This window comes from Streptomyces panacea (assembly GCF_040560175.1).
Lineage (GTDB): Bacteria > Actinomycetota > Actinomycetes > Streptomycetales > Streptomycetaceae > Streptomyces > Streptomyces panacea.
The window spans coordinates 1-5,367 of sequence record NZ_JARJHW010000295.1 but is presented as its reverse complement, the minus strand read 5'-3'; the positions used below and the strand labels follow the sequence as shown (position 1 = coordinate 5,367).

General features: G+C 70.3%; 7 protein-coding genes and 1 pseudogene. 4 read left to right on the top strand and 4 right to left on the bottom strand.

What is annotated here, in order from left to right; translation table 11 throughout:
* The coding region (locus P3L51_RS34815; protein WP_354609372.1) for an alpha/beta hydrolase at positions 1 to 645 on the top strand (645 nt) is incomplete at its 5' end.
* A gap of 142 nt (positions 646 to 787) precedes the next feature.
* On the opposite strand, the pseudogene P3L51_RS34810 reads toward P3L51_RS34815, so the two are convergent.
* From P3L51_RS34810 to P3L51_RS34800, 3 genes and pseudogenes are all read right to left on the bottom strand, one after another.
* A pseudogene (locus P3L51_RS34810) lies at positions 788 to 1,272 on the bottom strand (AAA family ATPase); the annotation flags it as partial.
* Between the two features lie 95 nt (positions 1,273 to 1,367).
* Positions 1,368 to 1,739: a VOC family protein gene (locus P3L51_RS34805; protein ID WP_354609371.1), complete on the bottom strand. Its 372-nt coding sequence runs from the start codon at positions 1,737 to 1,739 to the stop codon at positions 1,368 to 1,370.
* A 169-nt stretch (positions 1,740 to 1,908) separates the two neighbouring features.
* Positions 1,909 to 2,166 carry a type B 50S ribosomal protein L31 gene (locus P3L51_RS34800; RefSeq protein WP_354609370.1) on the bottom strand — a complete coding sequence of 86 codons (258 nt, stop codon included), beginning with the start codon at positions 2,164 to 2,166 and terminating at the stop codon, positions 1,909 to 1,911.
* A gap of 178 nt (positions 2,167 to 2,344) precedes the next feature.
* Here P3L51_RS34800 and P3L51_RS34795 point away from each other — a divergent pair, with 178 nt between their 5' ends.
* Positions 2,345 to 2,938 carry a GNAT family N-acetyltransferase gene (locus P3L51_RS34795; protein WP_354609369.1) on the top strand — a complete coding sequence of 198 codons (594 nt, stop codon included), beginning with the start codon at positions 2,345 to 2,347 and terminating at the stop codon, positions 2,936 to 2,938.
* Positions 2,939 to 3,009: 71 nt separating this feature from the next.
* On the opposite strand, the gene P3L51_RS34790 is transcribed toward P3L51_RS34795, so the two are convergent.
* Complete coding sequence (locus P3L51_RS34790) at positions 3,010 to 3,561, bottom strand: CGNR zinc finger domain-containing protein (protein WP_354609368.1); 552 nt, start codon at positions 3,559 to 3,561, stop codon at positions 3,010 to 3,012.
* Between the two features lie 82 nt (positions 3,562 to 3,643).
* Here P3L51_RS34790 and P3L51_RS34785 point away from each other — a divergent pair, with 82 nt between their 5' ends.
* A complete protein-coding gene (locus tag P3L51_RS34785) occupies positions 3,644 to 4,336 on the top strand; it encodes a haloacid dehalogenase type II (RefSeq protein WP_354609367.1) in 693 nt (230 codons plus the stop codon).
* Positions 4,337 to 4,485: 149 nt separating this feature from the next.
* A partial coding sequence (locus P3L51_RS34780; protein WP_354609366.1) for a ricin-type beta-trefoil lectin domain protein occupies positions 4,486 to 5,367 on the top strand: 882 nt, incomplete at its 3' end.

Genomic DNA, 5,367 nt, shown 5'->3' with positions numbered 1-5,367 from the left:
CGGCCCCGTACCGCCGTGCTCCTGCTGCACGGCGGGCGTTCGGAGGGCATGGCGCCGCCGCTCCGGTGGAATCTGGCCGCCGCGCGGATGCGCCCGTTCACCCGGGCGGTGCTGCGCGCCACCGAGGGCCACGACGTCCTCGTCGGCCGGGTCCGCTACCGGCACCGGGGGTGGAACGGCGGGCGCGCCGACGCCGCGGTGGACGCGCGCCGGGCGCTGGAGGAACTGGAACTGCTCGCGGGTTCGGTACGGGTGGTGCTGGTCGGTCATTCGATGGGCGGACGCGCCGCGCTCGCCGTCGCCGGGCACGACCTGGTGCGCGGTGTGGTGGGGCTCGCCCCGTGGTGTCCCACCGGGGAGCCGGTGGGGCAGCTGGCGGACCGGCAGGTCGTCCTCGTGCACGGTGACCGGGACCGAACGACCGACCCGCTGGGCAGCCGCGATGTCGCGCGCCGCGCACGTACGGCGGGCGCGGACGCGTGCGCGGTACTGATGTCCGGCGGGGACCACGCGATGCTGCGGCGGGCCGAGGAGTGGCACTCACTCACCACCGAGCTGGTCTCGGGTCTCCTCGGGCTCGCGCCGCTGCCCGGTCCGGTGCGGCGGGCGTTCGAGGAGGGGCGGGATCCCGCGACGAGCGAGTGACAGGAGTCGCGAACGGGGCTCGGGACGGAACTCGCGCGGTCAGCTCCCGCCGGTCCTCGCCAGGGCCCGGGTCCCCGCCAGGGCGCCGGTCCTCGCCAGGGGCCCCGGCCGGCGCGTTCCCTCGTCGGTCGGTCGTGACCAGCGCGGCCGGGAGGTCCGCGAGGATCGCCGAGACCGTCTCCCGCGGTGTCTGCTTCGTCGTGTCGAGCCAGCGGCCGATGCGCTCGGTACCCGTGCGCAGGTCGTGGTCGAGCGCCTCGACCGTCCAGACGCCGTAGCCGGTCTTCGGACGCGCGTGCTCCCTGCGGCGCACGGCCTCGACCGAGGGCGTCAGCACGACGACGTACAGGGGACGCGTGCGGATCCTGGCGACGAAACGGCTCAAGTCCGGTCCGATGACGATGTCCTGGACGATCGCCGTCCATCCGTCGCTCGCGTACTCGTCGGCGACCGTGGCCGCGATCCGCTGGCGCAGCTCCAGTTGGGCCGTGGCCTCCCGGTCGGTTCGGGCAGCATCTCTTGGCGGCCGGAGACGAGCATGCGGCGGAAGGTGTCGCCCCGGATATGGGCCGCTCGTGGCAGGCGTTCGGCCAGGAGGCCCGCGACGGTGGACTTCCCCGCTGCCATGACGCCGGTGATCAGGACGACGGCGGACCGTAGTTCGTTGCTCACCGGGACCTCACTCACGGGGACCTCTCGGCTGTCGCGGGCGGGGGCGCGGATCAGCCGTGGCCGGTGTCGATGACACAGAAGCGGTTGCCCTCGGGGTCGGCGAGGACGATGAAGTCGGCGTCGTCGGGATACAGGTCCCAGTCGACGCGTTCGGCGCCCAGGGACACCAGGCGCGCCACTTCGGCGGCCTGCTCGGCGGCGTCGCGCGCGTAGAGGTCGAGGTGGACGCGGGGATGTTCCGGCACCGGCGTCGTACTGAGCCCGAGGGACAGGCCCGGTCCGGGGCCGTCGGCGGGAACGAGGACGCCCCAGTCGTCCGCCACCTCGCCGTCGCGCGGGACGTAGTCCAGCGCCCGGCTCCAGAATTCCGCCGCGCGCCGCACGTCCGCCGCGCCCATGACGATCGTTCCGATGCTGATCATCCGGCGATGGTGTCAGGCCGCGGACGGTGATCAATTCCTTTTGTCCCCCGCGCTCGGGAACGCGGCTGAGGCATGGAGAAACCCCGGCGGCGTGATCATGGCGTAAGGCATTGATCTCGCGGCCGGGGTTCGGGGTCTCCGTCTTCGCGCCGACGCTTCTCGGTGCGGCTCATCCGCGTTTCGACGCGTCGCCGTAACGGCGCTCGAATCGCTCCACACGGCCCGCGGTGTCAAGAACCTGCGAGTTACCGGTGTAGAAGGGGTGGCTCGCCGATGATGTCTCGACGTCGACGACGGGGTACCTCTCCCCGTCCTCCCACTCGATGGTCTTGTCGGATTCCGCGGTCGAGCGCGTCAGGAACGCGTAGTCGGCGGCACGGTCCCGGAATATCACCGGACGGGACTCGGGGTGGATACGAGGCTTCATATGTGATCCTTCCTGTTCGCCGACCGTCCGAGGTCCGTTCGACCCCCGACATCCCTTTCAACGGTGGGGGGAGGCCGGATATTCCACCCGATTCCGGTGACCACCCGAGGCCGAACAACAGGTAGTTGGCCCGTACCTGCCCCCTACCGACCAGGGCTTCCGGTGATATTCTCGTTATATGGCTGACCGAATACATCGGGTCATCATCGAGGGCTTCCGGATCAGCACTCCCCGGTTGACCCTTCGACCGTGGGCGCCGGACGACGCCGCCGCGGCGCTGCCGGTCTACGGCGAGCACGAGGTGTCCCGGTGGCTCGCCCCGGCGCTGGAGCCGGTGTCGGACCTGGCGGCCATGGAGACCCTGATCGAACGGTGGATGGCCGAGTCGGCCACCCTCGAACCTCCCCAGGGCCGGTGGGCCGTCTCTCTGCGCGAGACAGGACAGCTGGTCGGAGGGGTGGCGCTGCTGCCGCTGCCCCCGTTCGGCAGTGATCTGGAGATCGGCTGGCAGCTGGCTCCCGACGTATGGGGTCAGGGCCTGGCCGCCGAGGCGGGACATGCCGTGGCGCACCGGGCTTTCGAGTCGGAGGCCGGGGTGGAGGAGCTGTTCGCGGTGGTACGGCCCCGGAACAGCAGAGGTGCGGCGACGGCCCGGCGGGTGGGCATGGAGTGGGTCGGCGAGACAGAGAAGTACTACAACCTGTCGTTGCAGGTCTACCGTCTGCGCAAAGGTGATCTCGACGCGAGTGGCCCGACTGCGGCCATGCGGTAGAGACCGCGCGATCCCGCTGATCGGTTGTGGCGTCGCGTCGCCAAGAGTTCATCGCCGTACGCGCGTTGGCGTCAGCTTCGCCCCTCGACGGACGCTCGTCGACGGGCTCGGTAGGCCGCGGCCTTGACGCGGTTTCCGCATTCGTCCATCCCGCACCAGGTGCGCCGGGCGCCCCGGGAGCGGTCGAGATAGATACGGGTGCAGCTGGGGCGACCGCACTCCTTGAGGCAGGCGTGGGGATCCGCGAGTACGGCGATACCGCTTCTGGCCAGGTGGGAAAGGACCGCGGGGAGGTCTCCGGTCATCCGCAGTCCCGTGTCGCCGAGCCTGATCGTGGGCACCGGCCCGGCCGCCGTGCCGTTGAGGACGTCGAGGCTCCCCCGGTCGAAGGCCCGGTCGAGCACGCGGTCGAGAGCCAGTCGGTAGATCGCCTCGCGCAGTGAGAGCGCGGACTCGAAGGTCGCGGAGTCGGCGGTGACGCGGTCGGGAAGCTCGTCACACGCGGCCACCCACCGCGCAAGGTCCCCGGGCGCGGCCAAGGCGTCTTCGGGCGCGTCTCGGCGATACCTCACCGTGCCGGCGAGATCGAGGGCCGGGTTGCCGCTCACGAAGGCGAAATCCACGTCACCATCTTGACCGGTGACAAGGCCGGTGGCAAGGTCGTCACCTGCTGAGCCGGTGACACCGGCACGAACGGGAGAGCGCATGGCCGACATCCGCGAGATCGAGGTCGTCGTCTTCGACATCCTCGGAACACTGGTCGACGAATCCGGCGGGCTTCGAGCGGAGATTCGCCGGGCGCTGCCCGCGGCCGACGACGGCTCCGTCGATGAGTCGCTCACCCTGTGGCAGCGGCATGTCGAGACCGAACAGCGGCGCATCGGGCAGGGCCATCGCGCGTACGCCGACAGCGAGGTCATCGACGCGGAAGCCGCTCAACGCGTGGCCGACCACGCCGGACCGATCGATCCGGCGACGATCGCCCGGCTGGCGACAGCGAGTCGGCGCTTGCCACCCTGGGACGACTCCGTCGCCGGTCTCGAACGGCTCACGCGGCAGCTCCCGGTGCTCGGGCTCTCCAACGCGGCGCGCACGGCGCTGCTGCGACTCGACGCGCATACCGGGCTGCGCTGGCACCAAGTCCTGTCCGGCGAAGCCGTCCTGGCCTACAAGCTGGCGCCGGAGGTCTACCGACTCGCCATCGACACCGCCGGATGCCCACCGGAACGCGTGCTCATGGTGGCCGCCCACGCCTGGGATCTCCGCGGCGCCCGGGCGAGTGGCATGCGGACCGCCCATGTCCATCGATCCATCGGTGATCCGCCGACGGACTCCGATGCCTTCGACTGGCACTTCGACGGACTGGACGACCTGGTCGCCGCCCTGACGGCGGGGTGACCAACCGCCGGACTTCGCCATGCACTTGACAAGGTCTAGACCTTCGCTTTCAATCCAATCGACACACCTCCCGCACATCTCCTCCTTGGCCCTGTCGGCTCGCCGGCAGGGCTCCGTGCGCCGTTGGCGCGAAGGGACAACATTCAGAGATGTTGAGCAAATCCGGCAGAGGCCTCTCCCTCGTACGGTCCGCGATCCTCCTGGCGGTCGCAGCCCTCGTCGCCACTCTCTTCACCGCCCCCGCCGCCCAGGCCGCCGACGGCCAGATCACCGGCCTGGCGGGCAAATGCGTCGACGTCGCCGGCGCGAACAACGCCAACGGCACCCCCGTACAGCTCTACGACTGCAACGGCAGCAACGCCCAGCGGTGGTCCAACTCGGGCGACGGCACGCTGCGCGCGCTCGGCAAGTGTCTGGACGTCTCGGGCAACAGCACCGCCGACGGGGCGCTCGTCCATCTGTGGGACTGCACCGGCGGCGCGAACCAGCGCTGGGTGGTCTCCGGCGCGAACGACATCGTCAACCCGCAGGCGGACAAGTGCCTGGACGTCCAGGACCGCAACTCGGCGAACGGCGCCCGGCTCCAGATCTGGACCTGTTCGGGGCAGTCGAACCAGAAGTGGAACGCACCGAGCAGCGGTGGCGGCAACCCCTCGCCGGGTGGCTTCGTCGTCAGTGAGTCGCAGTTCAACCAGATGTTCCCGGGTCGCAACGGCTTCTACAGCTACAGCGGTCTCACCGCGGCCTTGAGTGCTTACCCGGCGTTCGCGAACACCGGCAGCGACACCGTCAAGCGCCAGGAGGCCGCGGCGTTCCTCGCCAACGTCAGCCATGAGACCGGTGGCCTCGTCCACATCGTGGAGCAGAACACGGCCAACTACCCGCACTACTGCGACGCTTCGCAGCCCTACGGCTGCCCGGCGGGCCAGGCCGCGTACTACGGCCGCGGTCCCATCCAGCTCAGCTGGAACTTCAACTACAAGGCGGCCGGCGACGCGTTGGGCATCAATCTGCTCGCCGACCCGTGGCGT